Raw genomic sequence first — 16159 nt, forward strand, 5'->3', positions numbered from 1 at the left:
TGCGCTGCACCAGGCGCCACAGGCGCAGCGCACGGGCGGCAAACAGGCCGTTGAAGACGCCGTACAGCAGGGCGATCTGCAAGGCGAAGCTGTTGTCGCGGGCCAGTGCGGGCTGCAGGGCCAGTTCCACGCCGACGAAATACTTGGTCAGGAAGATGCCAAGGATCAGCGCCAGCGGCATGGCGCTGCCTGGGATGTAGAAGCTGCGCGAGGTGGCGGCATACAGCGTGCCGCTGGGCGCCGCAGGTTGCAGCCACAGGGCCAGCCCAGCGATGGCACAGGCCGCCACCAGCCAGGCCCCCACCGAGGTGCCGACCTGCCCGGCGCCGCCGAAGGCCGACACCAGGCCGTATACCGACAGCCCGGTCATGGCCAGGGGCATGGCAGTGGCCCGCGCCAGGCTGACGGTGCGGCCCACGAATTGGCTGGTGCCAAGTGCGATCAGGCCGGCAAGCAGGGCCCAGACCCAGTATGGGGTGTTCTGGATGATGGCGCCCAGCATTTGGGGGTGTTGAATGAGAAGGTTGGCGAGCATGGCGTAGATTCCTGGTTAGAGGGTTTTGAGGGATGGGTAGTGGCTTTCAGATCACACCCAACGCAGACCACACCGAGTGGCCCAGGTAGCGATCTGGCAGCAGGGTGAAGCCCCCGGCCACTACGCACGCGCCGATGTAGACCTGCTGCATGGTCTTGCGGTGGCCCACGATGTTGCGACGGGCCAGGTAGACGAAGGCCATCACCAACATGCCCAGCGTCACCGGGACGAGCAGGTGGATCAGTCCAAAACCGGCCCAGCGCGGGCCGGGGCCGCCGGTGATGAAGATGGCGGACACTGCCGTGGCCACCATCAGGGTGACCCAGGCGTACCCTGCCGCACGGTGCAGGCGGGGACGTTGCGTGGCGCCCTGGCGGGCCCACAGAGCAACCGGGCCGATGGCCACGGCGGCCAGCGCAGCGGCGAGGTGGATGGCGATGACGGGGGTGATTTGCATGGCGGGTGCTCCTGGCGCGTTCGATGGGGTGAACTGTGCCGGGTGCCCCCACGCGCAGCCAGGGCCTTGCGACGAAATGCAATCGCCGGGCCGTGAAATGCATGGGCGCGGCGTGAGTTGCAGGCCGTTTTTTGCAGGGAAAGCGGCCCGTGTGGGCGGTAGACGGCGCCCGGCCGTCAGCTGAGCCAGCATGCCCGGCGGATAATCCCGAACCTATTTGCAAGGAGTGCGCGTGGACGTTGTATTGCTGGTCAAGGCCGCCATCATGGGGGTCGTCGAGGGGCTGACCGAGTTTTTGCCCATCTCTTCCACCGGGCACCTGATCCTGGCGGGTTCGCTCCTGGGGTTTGACGACGCCAAGGCCAAGGTGTTTGACATTGCAATCCAGACTGGCGCCATCTTTGCGGTGATCCTGGTGTACTGGCAGAAGATCCGATCCACCCTGGTGGCTTTGCCCACCGATCGCCAGGCGCAGCGATTTGCGCTCAACGTGCTCATCGGGTTCCTGCCCGCCGTGGTGCTGGGCCTGCTGTTTGGAAAGGCCATCAAGGCGCATCTGTTTACACCGGTTGTGGTGGCCAGCACCTTCATCATTGGGGGCTTCATCATCCTGTGGGCCGAGCGCCGTCCGGCCTCCGCCACGCGAGTGCACAGCGTGGATGAGATGACACCGCTGGATGCGCTCAAGGTGGGCCTGGTGCAGTGCCTGGCCATGATTCCCGGCACCAGCCGCAGTGGTTCCACCATCATCGGAGGCATGCTGCTGGGCCTGTCGCGGCAGGCAGCCACCGATTTTTCTTTCTTTTTAGCCATTCCGACGCTCATCGGCGCGGGTGTGTATAGCCTCTACAAAGAGCGGGCGCTTCTGTCCATGGCGGACCTGCCCATGTTCCTCACCGGGCTGGTCTTTTCTTTCCTTAGTGCCTGGCTCTGTGTGCGCTGGTTGTTGCGCTACATCAGCACCCACAGCTTCGTGCCGTTCGCCTACTACCGCATTGTGTTCGGCGTCGTTGTTTTGGTGACAGCGTGGACTGGGTGGGTGCAGTGGGCGGACTGATAATCCGTTCATGCGTAGCGCTACCGGTTTGATTTGTTTGCGCTCTGGCGTTCTGGCGTTGGCGTCGGGTTTTGCCCAGCTGCCTGCCTGGGCGCAAGACTCTGCGGCGACGGACGAGTCCGCTGGGCCCAGGCTTCACTATGCCCTCGGAGCCATTGCCAGCAACGGTCCGGACTACGCGGGGGGCGATGGCCGCAAGAGCAGCTTGCGGCCCGCTTGGGCGGTTGAATATGGGCGCTTTCGACTCAGTACCTCACGCGGCAGCGCTTTCATGGGGCATGGCTTGGGATCTTCCCGCGAGTCCGGCGCTAGTGCCACCCTGGCGCAAAGTGATCGTTTCAGCCTGAGCGCGGCATTGCGCATCGACAAGGGCCGTGACGGCACCGATGCTCCCATCCTGGTGGGACTACCGTCGGTGCGCTCCACGCTGCGCGCGCGGCTCAGTGCCGGGTATGCGATGACTGACCGTTGGTCGGTGGGCGCGGGGGTGTCGCAGGACATTCTGGGCCGCGAGGGCGGCGCCCAGTTGTCTGCCAGTGTGGGATACACATGGCCTCTCTCTGAGCAAACCAAAGTCACCATTGGCGCAGGCGGCAGTTTTGGCGACCGTGCCTACCTGCGGGGGCGCTTTGGCGTGCCAGCGGGCGGCGCCAGCCCGCTGCCCGCGTTCGAGCCGCGTGCAGGCCTCTACAGCGTGGACGGTGGGGTGGAGGTGATGTCAGCCATCAACCGCCACTGGGTGATCCTGGGCTCTGCCCGGGTGTCGCAGCTCAAGGGCGACGCACGCCGAAGCCCTCTGACGGTGGAGCCTGCGGGTTACTCGATATCCGTCGGGCTGGCCTATCGCTGCTGTCGCTGAGAGGCTGGGCATGGCTCGCCGCCTTTGGGGGCGCAACTGTTACCGAAAGTGATAAGCTGCGGCAACCCCTCTGCCGCGCGTTGCGGACCGCTGTCAGTGCCCCGGCAGCTGCGAGCCACACGGGGCTGTAGTCTTCCTGTTGATGACCATGCCCCGACGGGCTTCCTCCGCATGATGCAAGACGAGCCAGCGTTGTCACTGCCTTCCGCCGTTGTGCGCAAGCAAATTTGGTCCAAAGCGGAGCTGCTGGACCTGATCTCCCGCAGTGCGGGTGCGACCATGGCGGTTATTGATCGCAGCCTGGTCATGATCTACGTCAACGAAGAATACGCACGCTGGTTTGGCACGGTGCCCGAGCGTCTGGTGGGTAAAACGCTTGTGGATGTGTATGGCGAGCAGGACTGCGCGCGTTTCATGCCGTTCGTGGAGCGCGTGCTGAATGGTGAACGCGTGCAGTACCAGCGCATGTTGCGCACACCCTACGGTTTTGACGAGTGGCGCACCATCTGCCTCACGCCTTGGCATAACAGCCAGGGGGCCATCGATGGCTTCATCACCACGGCGCTGGATGTGCATGAGCTGCAGGTGACCATGAACGCGCTGCGCGTTGCCAACCAGCGGTTGTCGTCCCACATGGAAAATAGCCCGCTCGCGGTGCTGGAGATGGACCACAAGCTGCAACTGCTGCATTGCTCGCAGCGGGCGGTTCAGCTAATGGGCTGGCTGCACGTGGCTGGGCTGGAGGGGCGGCTGCTGACCGATTTGTTGGACCCCACTTCCATGGACGACAGCTTGCAGCTCGCCTTGTCGCGCCTACAGGCGGGCGAAGAGTCTCAGAACCGCGCCGAGACCAGCTTTGTGCGAGCCGATGGAACCGAAGTGCATTGCGAGTGGTTCAACTCAGCGCTGACTGATGAGGATGGCAAAGTCTCCTCCATCATGGCGTTGGTTCAGGATGTGTCCGCCAAGATCCAGATTGCGCGGCAGCAGCACTACCTGGCCAACCACGACTCACTGACGGGCCTGCTCAACCGTGCGGCGTTCCAGGGGCGTCTGGAGCAGTCCCTGTTGCAGGCCCGTCACACTCAGGGAGCTGTCGCGTTGTTGTTTATCGACCTGGATGGCTTCAAGCGCGTGAACGATGCCGAAGGCCATCGTGCCGGGGACGAGGTGCTGCGTATCGTGGCTCAGCGCATTGCCAGTACGGTGCGGGTGGGCGACACCCTGGCGCGCCTGGGGGGCGATGAGTTCCTGGTCCTGCTGGACCAAGAGGTCACACGCGATGTGACCGACGTCATCGGCCACCGTATCATCGAGGCCCTGAACCAGCCCATGGCGGTGGATGGGCGTGATCTTTCGATTGGTGCCAGCATCGGCGTGGCGATGTCCCCCCCGATGGATGTCGACATTGATGCCCTTATGAACCGCGCGGATCAGGCCATGTATGCAGCCAAGCGCGCGGGCAAGGGGCGGCTGCACTACGCGCAGGCGGTGTCCTGAGCCAGGCCGGGCCTCTTGCGGCCTGGCGTGTTCAATCCTAGGGCAGCCGGATGCTCTGCTGGAAGTGGAAGAAGTTGGTCGGGTCGTATGTGGCCTTGATCTGCTGCAGCCGGGGATAGGCGGGGCCCCAGTAAGCGTTCGCAAAATCGGCCAGGCGTGCATCCGGGTAGTTCTGGTAGACATGCCCGTTCAGGAAGGGCTTCACGAGCTGCATGAAGCCGTCCAGCCAGGCCTCCATCTGCGTGCGTTCTGCGTCGTTGGTCCAGAAAACATCCACCACGAGGTCGGCATCCACATGGCGATGGATGAAGGCGCTGCCCGCCACCGGGTAGCGGTTGATGGCGCCGCCATAGGGCTCCAGGTAGGCCAGGGACCAGGGGTTGGGGGAGGTCTTGAAGTAGTCGATGATGCGCTGCCAGTCGGCAGGCGAGAGCGGGGTGCTGATATAGCCGCTGGCCTTGGTCTCTGCCACGCCGTCCGGCAGGTTGTCGGGCAAGGTGTAGGGGTGGTCTTCGAGCCAGATGTTCATTTCGGGATAGGTGCCGGTCTTATCCACCAGCAGCTGGGCGCTGGGGATGGCCAGCAGGGGGGCAATGGCCTGCAGGCCGGCCTCGCGGGTGCCGCAGAACATGCCCTGCACCATGTACACCGGCACACCTTGCTGATAGCCCAGGTTCATCATGTAGCCCAGCGCATCCGGGGCGCCGGTTTTCATGAAGCTCTTTTGCATTAGCGTGAGCACCTGGGCGGCATGGGACTGGTCCCAGCTGATGGCCCAGGCCCATACCTGGTCGAGCCGGTACATGCGGTAGGTCACCTGCAGCACCACCCCGAAGTTGCCACCGGTGCCGCCCCGCAGGGCCCAGAAAAGGTCGGGATGCTCCTGGGCATTTGCCGTGATGATGGTGCCGTTGGCCAGGGCCACCCGGAACGATTCCACCAGGTCGCTCTGGATGCCGAAGGCGCGCGACGTGTAGCCATAGCCCCCGCCTTGCACGAAGCCGCCTACACATACGCTGCCGCAGGCCCCCGTGGGCACATGCCAGCCGGTGTGGTTCATGGCGCCGTTGAAGTGGTCGAAGTCGGTGCCGGGCAGCACATGCACCCGTTCGCGCGCTGGGTCCAGCACCACGCCCTTCATGTCGCTCAGGTCCACCACCATGCCGCTATTGACGGAGTAGCCCGCCGTGCTGTGGCCGCCGCAGCGCACGGCCACCCACACCTTGTAGGTGCGGGCCACTGCCAGGCACTCCAGCACGTCGTTCTCGCAGGCGCAGTACACGATGATCTCGGGATAGGCTTGGAAGGCGGGGTTGGACTCTTGCCGAGCCTCGTTGTAGTCGGGGCTGGAGGGGAGGACGATGCGGCCCACAAGCCTGGCTTCCAGCGAGGCAATGGCGTCCCAGGCAAGCGCCGGGCCGGGTGCCGTAGCAGCTTTGAGGGCGGCGGACTGTGGGGCTGCGAGCGAGCGGAAATGTGCGACACGCGCGTCTTTGGCAATGCGGGCAGGGCTTTTGCGATGGGCCATGGTGAACGATCCTCCGTGAAAAGACGAAGTCCCGTGTGTACTGGATAGGCGGCAGGTTGACCAGCTTGAAATGGCCCGCGTTGCTTTTTGGGCCCGTGCCGACTGGTGGACTCGGGGTCTTCCTGCCCTGGTCAGGAGGAAGACAGCGCCAGGTCGCCCGTATTGCGGCGCAGGCAGAACTTGCCGCCCTGTTTGCCGCTGTACATGGCGGCGTCTGCGAGCTTGAGCAGGCCGATGGCATCGTTGCCGTCGTGGGGTGCAATGGCGTAGCCGATGGTTAGGCCCACCTCCACCCGAACATTGTGCAGAGAGAATGGCGCACGGAACGCATCCAGCAGCTTGTGGCCCAGCTCCTGTGCCTGCTGCAGGCTGTGCAGCTGCCCGGCCATCACCACGAATTCATCCCCACCCAGGCGCGCCACCAGGTCGCTATGGCGCACATGGCCTTGCAGGCGTCGTGTTACAGCGATCAGCAGCTCATCGCCCACGTCGTGGCCATGCTGGTCATTGACCGGCTTGAACCCGTCCAGGTCCATCACATAGACCGCAAGCATCCGTTCGGGGCTGCAGCGTGAGAGCGCAGACGCCAGTGCGATGTTAAGCCCGCGCCGGTTGGGTAGGCCGGTCAACGGGTCGGTGTGGGCCAGTGAGCGCATCACGTCGCGCTCGCGGTTGGCATCCAGCGCCTCCAGCCGCAGGGCCTTGGTGCGCAGACCCAGCACCCGCATGAAGAGCAGCATGTCCAGCGTTGCACCGAACTGGAAGGAGTGCATGGTCCAGAAGTTCACTGGCACCCAGCCGTTGATGACACCGATGACAACGGCCGTGGCCACAAAATAGACCAACCAGGCCAGTAGCAGGCTGGTGCCCACCCCGTCACCCCGGATCGCACGGCGCGCAGCGCCCGGGATACCCATCAGTGCCGGGACCAGGCCCAGGATGCTCACGATGGCCGCGATGGCACGCGTGGAGATCACATCCAGCCCATAGGCCACGGCGAGCAGCGCGCACAGGACGGCTCCGCCACGCATGAAGCGCAGAAAACGGCCATCGGATTCAGGCTCGGCCAGGGCCTGCCCGATGAAGAGGAATGAGCCACAGGTCGCAAGCAAGGCCGATAGCCCTCCCATGTGGACTTCATGCCAGATGCTCTCACTCCAGAGGAATTGCCGACCCAAGCCGAACAGGTGCATGGAAAACAGTAGGCTGCCGGATGTCAGCAGTGCGTAGTAGATAAAGAGAGGCTCACGAAGGCTCAGCCACTGTCCCAGGCTATACACCAGCAGGCACAGGGCCAGTCCGGTCAAAACACCTTGCAGCATCTGTTCGTTGATGGCCTGTCTGAGCATGGCTGCAGGCTTGTAGAAGGTGATGGGCAGAATCATGGCGCCCCGGGTCTCGACACGCACCAGCAGTTCGTACTGCAGCCCGGACAGCAGGTTCAGCGTGAGTGCATGGGAGCGGCTTTGCAGAGGGCGTTGTGCATACGGATGCATGCTGCCCAGGGTGGCTTGCTGGACCAGGTACCCACTGGTCGTGAGGTAGACGCTGATGTGGTTCAGATCGGAGTGGTTGATGTCCAGAATCCATTGCGCGTCAGAGGTGGGAGCCACCTCGAACGGGATGCGCAGCCAGACTGCGTCAGGCCGCACGCCCAGTGTGGCGCCCACACTGGGTGGGGGGGTGAATTTTTCGGGCAGCGCAAGCACTTCCCGCATAGAGAGCTGGAGGCTGGGGTCGCTCAGCATCGTGACGGCAGGCCAGGCGTCGACGGCGCGCTTGTCATCGTTGAGCTGCAAGAGGGGGCTATTGGCCCACGCTCCAGGGCAGGCCAGTAATGCCCACAGCAACGCCAGCCAAAGGGTGTGACGCAGCCGAAGCAAGGGCCAACAGGGCATGGAGCGAAGGGCTGATGTCATGGTGTAAGCGCCAATTCGCCACTGTTGCGCCGGATCGAGCGTTTACCCCCCTGCTTGCCTGCGTACATGGCCGCGTCGGCCAGGCGGATAAGCCTCAGCGGGTCGTCGCTGTCGATGGGGGCCAGTGCGTAGCCGATGGTCAAGCCGACTTTCAGGCGCAGATCGCCGAGGCAAAACGGCTGGTCGAAGGCCCGCAGCAATGCACGGCCCAGATCATCTGCCTGCTGAGGTGTTTCGAGGTGGCAGGCCATGATGATGAATTCGTCCCCGCCCAGGCGGGCCACTAAGTCGGTTTGCTGTCGGACGCTGGCTTGCAGCCGCTGGCCTACAGCCACCAGAAGATCGTCGCCCACGTCGTGGCCGTAAGAGTCGTTGACGGGCTTGAATCCATCCAGGTCCATCAGGTACACCGCTACCAGGCTGCGGTCTGATGAGGAGGCCAGCGCAGCCTGCAATGCCTGCTGAAGGCCGCGCCGGTTGTTCAGGCCCGTCAGGGGATCGCTATGTGCGAGCGAATGCATCAGGTCCCGCTCGCGCAGCGCCTCTTGTGCTTTGAGTCGCATGGCGTTGGCGCGCAGTCCCATGACCCGCAGGAACAGCAGCATGTCGAGAGTGGCGCCGAACTGGAACGAGTGCAGTGTCCAGAAGTTGGCGGGCACCCAGCCCTGGACGAGGCACACAAAGAGTGTAGCGCCCACCCCGTAGGCGGTCCAGGCCGCCAGCAGTGTGGCGCCGATGGGATCCTTCTGCCGCACCCGCGCGATGGCTACGGGCAAACTGATGATCGAGGGCAGGGGGGCAGCCAAGCTCATGAAGGCAATGGCGATGGGCACGCTCAACCAGCCGAGCATGACTGCCACACAGACCACCGCAGTGATCGCTGCGCCAGTGCGCATGGCGCGGGCGTAACGGCTTTGCGGGTTGTCTGCCAGGGCGGCGCCCAGGAAGAGGAAGGAACCTGCCAGCGCGATCAGCCCTGCGGCCAAGCCTGCATACCTGCTCATCCACAGATTGCCCGGCCATAAAAACTGCTCGCCAATGCCGAAGAACTGCAGCGAAAAGCCTGCGCTGCCAAACACCACCAGCGCGTAAAAGCCGAACAGAGGCTCGCGTTGCGTGGTCCACTGGATCAGGCTGTACACCAACAGGCAGGCTGCCAGCCCATTGAGAAGGCCTTGCAGCATCTGCTCACGCAGGGCCTCGTGCATCTGATGGGCCATTTCGCCGACAGTGATAGGAAGGATCAGCGGCCCAGTGGCCTGCACCCGTATCAGCAGGTCATATGCCTGCCCGGCCTGCAAGTCGAGTGCCATCGCGGGCGTGCGGCTGGACAACAGGGTCTGGCCTGGCTGGCGCGTACTGACGTGCTTGAGCACCCTGCCGCCACTGGTCAGGAAGATGTCGGCTTGCAGCGAGCCGTAGCCGATGTTGACCACCCAGGGGGTGCGTGGTGCCTCGGGCGCAATGACAGGAATGTGCAGCCACATCGCCGCTTTGTGCACGCCCAGGGACCCTCCCCGCTGGGCAGGTGCATCGAAAGCTCGCAGTCGGCTCAGCATGTCATGCACTGAGAGCTCGTAAGTGGGGTCGGCCTTGATCGCGATAGCCCCCCATGCATCCACCTGAGACTGTTCCGGAGTCAGCACGAGGGGCGATGCCGCCTGCGCTCCCAGGGACAGAGTCATGGGCGCGACCAAACACAGCAGGGTGGCTGCGGCGCCGCAATGCGTGCGCCAACGCCTAGCCAGCATCAGGAGGGTGCATAGCAGCGAGTACATCGGCCTCGTGTAAACAATGGCTACGCGGGTTGCTGCGCCTGCGGAGAGCCTTCAGCCTGCGCCTTGCGTGCCAGCCCCGGGCTCCAGCTACCATGGGTGGTCAACCGGTCTTCAATCCGGTTGAGCCAGCCTGGCGCATGGGGGTCGTCGCTCCAGCTGTGCACCACCTCGTCCACTTGGTTGAGCAGTTCGGTGGGCAGTTGCAGGGGGCGGGTCTGGCTCATCAGCACGCGGCTCATGATGTGGTAGCCCAGGATGCGGGTGAGCGTCCGCACGATGGAAAAGCGTGGCAATACCATCCGTAGCAGCGTGTCAACGGCCCGCGCGACCAGCAATACACTCCAAAACAGCAGCGCCGATGGCCAAGGCGCGCGCTGGGTCAGGCCCAGGTCGCTGGCGGTGTCGCGCCCGCACAGGTAGCGCGTCATGAGTTCAGGGAAGGGCTTCACAATGCTCCAGGGCAGCGAGTTCTCCATGGTCTGCATCAAGGCTCGGCCCAGGGCGGGGCGTGGATCGGGCAACACAGGTTCTGCACGGCCTCGGGCTTGCATTCGAGCCATCAGGGCCTCGCCCTGGTCCATCGTGTCCACCATCAGGGCCTGGTCGATGCCAAGGATGTGCCCCACCACATTCCAGGCATGCAGGTAGGCCTCTTCATCGGCCACGCTCAAGCCTATTCCCAGGCGGCGCAGGCTGCGCAGAAACACGTACCCAAAGGTAAGCAAGGTGTAGGCCAGCTCCTCCTGGTTGCAGGGCAGGCCGTCGCCCTGCAGGTTCCAACCACGGGCATAAAGCGTCTTGAACATGGCCTGGCGTCCGCCCCCGATGGGCACGGCTTGCGGTGCTACACGCCCGCTGCCCCCGGCCAGCATCTGTTCGACAGCGCTTTGCGGGCTGCCGTGCAGGATCAGGTTACGGATGGTGGCGTGGATCAGCCGTACCTTGAGCACCTGGGCCACGCCCGCGCCGCGCTGGCTCAAGCCGCCGTGCATCATCACGGGGAAGATCATCGCGGCGGTGGAGCGGATGCGGTACTCAGCGTTCTGTTCAAGCTGGCCCGATGTGTGAAGCACGCTGGAGAGGTCGGGAATCACATAACACTCGGGCAGGCTGGCGCAGAACAGCAGAATGCACGACAGCGCCCCATGCTCCATGAAGAGTTTCTCGGCGCGTTCGATCTTTTTCGCTTCGGCCCAGGGCGGCAGCACCTGGGCGGTCTCCACGTAGTGGTTCAGCGCCCGGGCCATGTCTGCGTCTACCCCGTCGCCCTGTGCGGTCCATCCAACGAGGCTCTGGTTGTCCGTCCACTGGCCGAACAGGCGGTTCACGGTGTCGATGCGGGCCCACTGGGGGGCGTCCACCGCGACATCCCCTGCGGGCCAGCTGCCCAGGATGTCGGCGATGGTCTTGTCGGCCAGCGGATCGGCGCGGTGCTGCATGCCTGCCAGTTCGGCATCCGAAATGGGGTGGGGGTGCAATGGCAATGTGTTCTTGCTCATGCGCGGGCCTTTGCCGGGGCCGCCCAACGCTGGTAGCCTGCCAGCGCGCACAGTAGGGGGATGCCCATTGCAAATGGTGCAATCGAGCGGATTTCGACGGGGTTGCCGAGCATCATCTGAAACACCATGTTGCTCCCATACAGTGCAAGCGGTACCAGCGCATGGTGGCGCAAAAACGGGCTGCTGGGCTGCATTGCCAGCGAGCGGACTGACATGCGAAAGCCCAGAATAATCACAAAAGAGACAAACACCCAGCCAAAGAAGCCCTGCACCGTCTCGCCAAACCAGGCCCCATCGGTTTTGGTCATGATCCAGGCCTTGAGGGTGTACACCATGTAGGGGTCGGCGCCCAGGTCAAACGCCGTGACGATCATCGCCGCCAGAAATGACAGCATGACGGTGTTGCCCAGCCCCCGCACGCCGTCCACCGGGCTTTGCCACACGATCAGGTTGGCAATCACGTATCCTGCGTAGGTCAGCGCAAACCACATCAGCGGAATGACGATGGGCACATCACCCAGGCGCGGTCCCAGCACATCGGTGTAGGTGTAGTGGCCAAAAAACCAGCCCCGCGACGACCCCATTTGCTCGGCAAACCATCCAAAGCTCACGGCAATCAGCACAAACTGCAGCGCGGGCCTGGCACCCAGCAGGTGCGTGGCGCTGGCCCAGCAGCAGGCAAACATCACCACCGATGCTACAACCAGAGCCATGGTCGTGTCGTTGTGCGTACGAAACGCAAGGATGACAAGATAGACTGCCAAGAGCAAGTAGCTCAGTACGGGCAGGCGGGAGGCATGGAAAAACTGTGCAGGCATGTCGGGTGTATCACGCTGTAACAATCCTCCAGTGTAGGGGATTGCCCGGAGGTCCGTGCTCCCTGTTTGCCCTGATCAAAGAAGGCAATTGCGGCGTTGTTATGGGCGCAGCATCGCGGGTTTTGGTGATATAGGAAGGTCCGTCCACGCGCGGCTGCCGCTGGCGCGCGCTCTCAGCCCCGGGTGGGCGTGAGCGAGGCGAGATTCAGCAGTGCGGCCTCGATGGCCGCTGCCGTGGCCTGTGGCTGCTCCATGGGGAAGAGGTGGCTGCCGTCCAGCATCATGGTGCGGCCCTCGGTGATGCGCAGCGTCATGGCCATGCCTACTTGCTTCATCTCTTCGGAGTCGCGTCCCCCGATGAAGGCGGCCGGGCACTGCAGTGGGTGCGCGCTGAGCAGGCGGCCCAGGTTGTGGGGCAGGGTGTTGTAGATGGCCGTTTCCACCGCGCGGTCAAAGCTCAAGACGCGTTTGCCATCGTGGTCCTGTAGGCCGTTGGCGATGTAGTCCTGCAACACCTCGGGGTGCCAGCGGGCAAAGGCCTTCTTCTTGCGGAAATGCTCCAGCGCCTCTTCGTTGCTAGCCCAGCTGAAGCGGCGCTGGCGGCTCACCCGCCCGGGCGATATCGAACCCACCACCTGCGCCCGCTTGGCCACGCCGACCACGTTGGCTTTCCAGCCGCCGATCAGCGGCGAGTCGATCAGCAGCACGCCGCGCACCAGCTCGGGGTGGCGGGCCGCCGCCATCACGCTCAGGAAGCCGCCCAGTGAATGCCCTACGAGGAACACCGGCTGCCCCAGCCGATCCACCTGCGCGGTGGCAAAGTCGGCCAGGTGCTGTACCAGGTGGGGCCAGTTGTTGGTCACCGGGTACTGAGGGTCATGGCCATAGCGCTCCACCGCGCTGATCTGGAAACCTCGGGCCTTGAGCAGCTTGAACAGCAGGCGGTATGTGCCTGCGGGGAAGCTGTTGGCGTGAGAAAAAACGATGGGGAGCATGGGCAAAAGGCGTACCGGCAGGGCAAGGGGGGCAGGGCGGCCCGATAGGCTTAGATGAGCCGGTCGGTGTGGGTAGTGATCTTCTTGAGCGGCTTGCTGCGAGTGGGCGTCACCATGATGGGCACCTCAGTCGCGCCACCGCTCCAGGCCGGGTCCTCAATGCTGTCGAACACCTGGCGCAGCTTCTGGCCCCAACTGTCGTGCAGCATGCGGAAGTAGGGGTTGTTCTCGTCGATGCAGACCACCTTGTCGGTGGCGAAACGGTCGGCCTCGTACACCACCAGATCCAGCGGCAGACCCACCGACAGGTTGGACTTGAGCGTGCTGTCCATGGATACCAGCGCGCATTTGGCGGCCTCATCCAGCGGTGTTTCGGGCGTTAGCACGCGGTCCAGCACAGGCTTGCCGTATTTGGACTCGCCCACCTGGAAGTACGGCGTTTCCGACGTCGCTTCGATGAAATTACCAGCCGAGTAGACCTGGAACAGGCGCATGCCTTCGCCCTTGATCTGGCCGCCGAACACCATGGACACATTGAAGTCCACACCCGAGCGCTTGAGCGCGGCGCCATCGCGTTCGTGCACATGGCGCACGGCAGAGCCCAGCACGCGGGCCGCATCGAACATGCTCTTGGCGTTCCAGATCGTGATGCCTTCGCCAGAGTCGCTGTCCTTGATCTGTTCGTTCTGCAGGATCTCGCGAACGGACTGCGAGATTGACAGATTGCCAGCCGACAGCAGCACCATGAAGCGGTCGCCCGCCTTTTCATAGACCATCATCTTGCGGAACGAACTGATCTGGTCGAGACCGGCGTTGGTGCGGGAATCGGACAGGAAAACCAGCCCGGCGTTGAGTTTGATGGCGACGCAGTACGTCATGAACAGGTGTGGATCAGTGGTTTGGGGAACCCTCGAGTTTAGTCGTGCGCGTGCTCGGGCGCAGGGGGGCGTGTTGCCACCCGCCTAACAGGATCCAATGGTTGTTATAAATTTGATAGCATTCTTTTCTTTGTGGTTGCGCGGAGGCGGCAATTTCCACCCGGATTTTGGGGCGAATGCCATGCTTGCTCTGCCGCTCTCACACGACTGGCTTGGCGCCCTCTCATCCAGCGCTGGCGTTGTTGAGGGCTTGTGGTGTGGACTTCGTGGATTCTGGCGGCAACCCCCCCATTAAGGCTGCAGGTGTCAAAGCCCGGTGCTGCGCTATCCGCACGGCACCCTCGTCAAAGTCTGTGAGGACCTGTTCCAGGTCTTTTCTGAGTCGCACAAGTCCCTTGCCAATGGGATCCCCGAAAAGCTCTTGAACAGGTTCTCGGGTGGCGGCCTTCGAAGGGCTACGCGTGGCGTTGCCGTTTCAGCCCACCATCTTCTTGAGTTGGTAAAGCGCATCCAGCGCCTCGCGCGGGCTCAGCGCATCGGGGTTGATGCTGGCCAGCGCGGCTTCCACAGGGCTGGCGCCCGCGCTCTCGGGCACCTCGGGGGCGGCAAACAGGTCCACCTGCAACTCGTCCTCGCCCGCGCGCTCTTCCAGCGCGGCCAGCGCATGGCGCGCGTGGTGCAGCACGGGCGAGGGCATGCCGGCCAGTTTGGCCACCTGGATCCCGTAGCTGCGGCTGGCGGGGCCGGGCTGGATCTCGTGCAGGAACACGATGTCCGCGCCGCTCTCCGTGGCGCTCACATGCATGTTGATTGCGTGCCGCGCCTTGGTGGGCAGTTCGGTCAGTTCGAAATAGTGAGTGGCAAACAGCGTGAAGGCGCGGGTCTTGTCGTGCAGATGGGTGGCAATGCCGCTGGCCAGCGCCAGGCCGTCAAAAGTGCTGGTGCCCCGGCCGATCTCGTCCATCAGCACCAGGCTGTGCGGCGTGGCCGCGTGCAATATCTGCGCGGCCTCGGTCATCTCCAGCATGAAGGTGGACTGCGCGTTGGCCAGGTCGTCGGCCGCGCCGATGCGGGTGTGGATGGCGTCGATGGGCCCCAGGCGGCAGCTCGCGGCGGGCACATGGCTGCCGATGCTGGCCAGCAGCACGATCAGCGCCACCTGCCGCATATAGGTCGATTTACCGCCCATGTTGGGGCCGGTGATGACCTGCATGCGCGTGTTGGCGTTCAGGCGCGTGTGGTTGGCGATGAAGCTGCCGCTCGACGTCTCGGCCAGGCGGGCTTCGACCACCGGGTGGCGGCCACCTTCGATCTCGATGCAGGGCTCGGGCACAAACTGCGGCGCGCACCAGTTCAGGGTGAGCGAGCGCTCGGCCAGCGTGCACAGCACATCCAGAGTGGCTAGCGCCTGCGCCAGGCGGGTGAGGGCGGGCACGTGGGGCTGCAGCTGGTCGAGGATCTGCTCGTACAGCCACTTCTCGCGCGCCAGGGCGCGCTCGTTGGCCGACAGGGCTTTGTCTTCAAACGCCTTGAGTTCGGGGGTGATGAAACGCTCGGCGTTCTTGAGCGTCTGGCGGCGGCGGTAGTCGTCGGGCACGCGGTCCAGGTTGCTGCTGGTCACTTCGATGTAGAAGCCGTGCACCTTGTTGAACTGCACGCGCAGGTTGGCGATGCCGGTGCGGGCTTTCTCGCGCGTTTCCAGCTCCAGCAGGAAGTCGTCGCAATTGGTCTGGATGGCGCGCAGCTCGTCCAGCTCGGTGTCGAAGCCGTTGGCGATCACGCCGCCGTCGCGCACCAGGGCGGCGGGCTCCTCGGCAATGGCGGCCTGCAGCAGCGCCGTGCAGCCTTCGGGCGGTTGCAGATGGCTAAAAATTTGAACCAAAAATGGCTCTGGCGCGCGTCCATTAACCGCTAGCAGCTCTGATTTTTGTAGCGTTTTTCCCAAGCCCACCAGTTCGCGCGGGCGCACCTGGCGCAGCGCAATGCGGGCGGTAATGCGCTCCACATCGCTCACGCCCTTGAGTTCGCCACGCAGCGTGGCCCAGGGGCCAGAGCCACCGCCTGCGCCGCCCGCACCTCGCAAGGCTGTGGTGGCCGACAGGCGCTGCCGTGCCTCGGCGCGGTCGCGGCGCGGCTCCAGCAGCCAGGTCTTGAGCAGGCGGCTGCCCATGCCGGTCATGCAGGTGTCCAGCAGCGAGAACAGAGTTGGCGCATCGTCGCCTCGCAGGGTCTTGACCAGCTCCAGGTTGCGCCGCGTTGTGGCGGGCAGGTCGATGAGGTCGTCGTTGCGCTGCACCTGCACGCTGTGCACATGGGTGAGCGCGCGGCCCTGCGTG

12 protein-coding genes and 1 pseudogene are annotated in these 16159 nt (G+C 64.0%); 3 read left to right on the forward strand and 10 right to left on the reverse strand.

What is annotated here, in order from left to right; all coding sequences use genetic code 11:
• Positions 1-535: DUF6622 family protein (locus tag DBR12_RS18525; protein WP_108618616.1), on the reverse strand; the 535-nt coding region annotated here is incomplete at its 3' end.
• A gap of 46 nt (positions 536-581) precedes the next feature.
• On the reverse strand, positions 582-992 hold the full coding sequence (locus DBR12_RS18530; protein WP_108618608.1) for a DUF2306 domain-containing protein: 411 nt from the start codon (positions 990-992) through the stop codon (positions 582-584).
• 232 nt (positions 993-1224) lie between these two features.
• Here DBR12_RS18530 and DBR12_RS18535 point away from each other — a divergent pair, with 232 nt between their 5' ends.
• From DBR12_RS18535 to DBR12_RS18545, 3 genes are all read left to right on the forward strand, one after another.
• Positions 1225-2049 (forward strand): undecaprenyl-diphosphate phosphatase, encoded by an 825-nt coding sequence (locus tag DBR12_RS18535; protein ID WP_108618617.1) that lies wholly within the window; start codon positions 1225-1227, stop codon positions 2047-2049.
• Between the two features lie 10 nt (positions 2050-2059).
• Complete coding sequence (locus tag DBR12_RS18540; RefSeq protein ID WP_108618609.1) at positions 2060-2908, forward strand: MipA/OmpV family protein; 849 nt, start codon at positions 2060-2062, stop codon at positions 2906-2908.
• A 171-nt stretch (positions 2909-3079) separates the two neighbouring features.
• Entirely contained in the window at positions 3080-4408 is a 1329-nt protein-coding gene (locus DBR12_RS18545; RefSeq protein ID WP_108618610.1) for a diguanylate cyclase domain-containing protein, read from the forward strand.
• 37 nt (positions 4409-4445) lie between these two features.
• Here DBR12_RS18545 and DBR12_RS18550 read toward each other — a convergent pair whose 3' ends face one another.
• The 8 genes and pseudogenes from DBR12_RS18550 to mutS form a co-directional block, all read right to left on the reverse strand.
• Positions 4446-5936: an FAD-binding oxidoreductase gene (locus tag DBR12_RS18550; protein ID WP_108618611.1), complete on the reverse strand. Its 1491-nt coding sequence runs from the start codon at positions 5934-5936 to the stop codon at positions 4446-4448.
• Between the two features lie 131 nt (positions 5937-6067).
• On the reverse strand, positions 6068-7834 hold the full coding sequence (locus tag DBR12_RS18555; protein WP_369861669.1) for a diguanylate cyclase domain-containing protein: 1767 nt from the start codon (positions 7832-7834) through the stop codon (positions 6068-6070).
• A 17-nt stretch (positions 7835-7851) separates the two neighbouring features.
• Positions 7852-9540 carry a diguanylate cyclase gene (locus tag DBR12_RS18560; protein ID WP_233244860.1) on the reverse strand — a complete coding sequence of 563 codons (1689 nt, stop codon included), beginning with the start codon at positions 9538-9540 and terminating at the stop codon, positions 7852-7854.
• A 113-nt stretch (positions 9541-9653) separates the two neighbouring features.
• Positions 9654-11132 carry an oxygenase MpaB family protein gene (locus DBR12_RS18565; RefSeq protein WP_108618619.1) on the reverse strand — a complete coding sequence of 493 codons (1479 nt, stop codon included), beginning with the start codon at positions 11130-11132 and terminating at the stop codon, positions 9654-9656.
• On the reverse strand, positions 11129-11950 hold the full coding sequence (locus tag DBR12_RS18570; protein WP_108618613.1) for a carotenoid biosynthesis protein: 822 nt from the start codon (positions 11948-11950) through the stop codon (positions 11129-11131). The genes DBR12_RS18565 and DBR12_RS18570 overlap by 4 nt, the downstream gene beginning before the upstream one ends.
• A gap of 173 nt (positions 11951-12123) precedes the next feature.
• On the reverse strand, positions 12124-12945 hold the full coding sequence (locus tag DBR12_RS18575) for an alpha/beta fold hydrolase (protein ID WP_108618614.1): 822 nt from the start codon (positions 12943-12945) through the stop codon (positions 12124-12126).
• Positions 12946-12995: 50 nt separating this feature from the next.
• Positions 12996-13823: a proteasome-type protease gene (locus DBR12_RS18580; RefSeq protein ID WP_108618615.1), complete on the reverse strand. Its 828-nt coding sequence runs from the start codon at positions 13821-13823 to the stop codon at positions 12996-12998.
• Between the two features lie 475 nt (positions 13824-14298).
• Positions 14299-16159, reverse strand: a pseudogene (gene mutS, locus DBR12_RS18585) (DNA mismatch repair protein MutS); the annotation flags it as partial.

The organism is Acidovorax sp. HMWF029 (assembly GCF_003060895.1).
Classification (GTDB): Bacteria; Pseudomonadota; Gammaproteobacteria; order Burkholderiales; family Burkholderiaceae_C; genus Acidovorax.